The following is a 281-nucleotide window of genomic DNA, read 5'->3' as shown; positions in this document are numbered from 1 at the left end:
CCTATCCCCATCGCCGCTTCGGGCCGGATCCAAGCGCCCTCCCCTTGCGACGGGGACAGCGATGATTGTGCAGGGGTTTTGAACGCGGATCATTCAGACGCGCGTAAAAGGGAGAAGCGGTTGATTTCGCTGGGTTCGATCTCGCGAACGCCGGGGATACAGCGCGTCCAATCCCCGTGAATCCCTTCTCCCCTTGCGGGAGAAGGTGTCGCCGGAGGCGACGGATGAGGGGTCGATAGTCCTGTCGGCCTGGCGCCCAGCATCCACCGCTTCAGCAGCGT

This window comes from Caulobacter sp. Root343 (assembly GCF_001425745.1).
GTDB lineage: Bacteria > Pseudomonadota > Alphaproteobacteria > Caulobacterales > Caulobacteraceae > Caulobacter.
The sequence above is the reverse complement of the archived record's forward strand: the minus strand, read 5'-3'. Positions refer to the sequence as shown.